The sequence below is a fragment of the Pedobacter sp. HMWF019 genome (assembly GCF_003061025.1).
Taxonomy (GTDB): domain Bacteria; phylum Bacteroidota; class Bacteroidia; order Sphingobacteriales; family Sphingobacteriaceae; genus Pedobacter.
Genome location: NZ_QAIL01000435.1, coordinates 1 through 1,213 on the forward strand (window position 1 = coordinate 1; position 1,213 = coordinate 1,213).

Sequence of the window (1,213 nt, forward strand, 5' to 3'; positions counted from 1 at the left end):
AGCAGAATCGAATTCTTATTTATTTGATCTTTTAATATAGTTTTCAATCGCCATGATCATAGAGGGGGCCTCAGGCGAAGGTGCAGCAATGTCCACAATCAGACCACTATCTGTAACCGCCTTATGCGTATTCACACCAAAAGCAGCTATACGAGTATTGTTTTGAGCGAAATCTGGAAAATTGGTATACAAAGACTGGATACTGGAAGGGCTAAAGAACGCAATGACATCATAAAAGACCTCAGCAAGATCAGACAAGTCACTCACAACCGTCCTAAACAGTACAGCTGGTGTGAAATCATACCCGTTCTTTTGAAGGAATTTCATGGTATCCTCTGTAGCCACATCAGAACATGGATACAGGAACTTCTCATTGGCATGTTTTTTCAATACCTCCGCAAGATCTGCCGCAGTTTGTTTCCCAAAAAATATTTTCCGTTTACGGTACTGAATATACTTTTGCAGGTACAGGGCTGTTGATTCTGAGATACAGAAGTATTTCAGATCGGAAGGAACTTCATATCTCATTTCTTCACAAATCCTGAAAAAATGATCTACAGCATTTCTACTGGTAAAAACAACCGCCGTAAAATCAGCAAGGTTAATCTTATCCTTTCTAAAGTCCCGAGCAGGAACCCCCTCAACATGGATAAAAGACCTAAAATCTATCTTTAAATTGAATTTTTTAGCCAAATCAAAATAAGGCGACTTCTCTGTTTCAGGCTTAGGTAAAGTAATCAATATACTTTTTACCTTACGCAACCTATCTTCTTTGTTTTCTTGCATTATCTAATTACCGCTTTATTATAACCCTATTGCCTTGATTAATATCAAAATAGGACAAATTTCGAGGGCACAAAAGTACAAAAATAAATAGATTTTTGAAAGCCGATAGTGAGATAAAATATTTATACCTGCTCTAATAAACTGAAATGCAAAGATTACAGCCAGCAGAATGAAAGAAATTGCGATATAATAAAGGCCATATCTCAGTGGAGATAAGGCAAATGCCACCACCAAGGGAATAAATACTAGAGAAATATTAAAATAACTTAAATATAATATAGAAATATATTCATGTACCGGCTTTTGTATGTTAAACAGAAAACCCATTAAGCGTAAAAGAATAATTTTCACTGCATATAAAATCACAATCAGCACAGAAATTGTCAAAAAGAACCGGAATCCGCCACCCCAATAAGAAATATTGTAA

The 1,213-nt window shown here is 35.8% G+C and carries 2 protein-coding genes; both read right to left on the reverse strand.

The features are described from left to right. Positions 1–15: 15 nt before the first annotated feature. A complete protein-coding gene (locus DBR11_RS23025; protein ID WP_108554952.1) occupies positions 16–786 on the reverse strand; it encodes a uroporphyrinogen-III synthase in 771 nt (256 codons plus the stop codon). An 18-nt stretch (positions 787–804) separates the two neighbouring features. After that, on the reverse strand, positions 805–1,213 hold a 409-nt coding region (locus DBR11_RS23030), incomplete at its 5' end, for a DUF4271 domain-containing protein (protein WP_146186635.1).

Coding starts and splice junctions, on each gene's coding strand:
- DBR11_RS23025 (WP_108554952.1), bottom strand. CDS start 786: ATGCAAGAAAACAAAGAAGATAGGTTGCGTAAGGTAAAAAGTATATTG.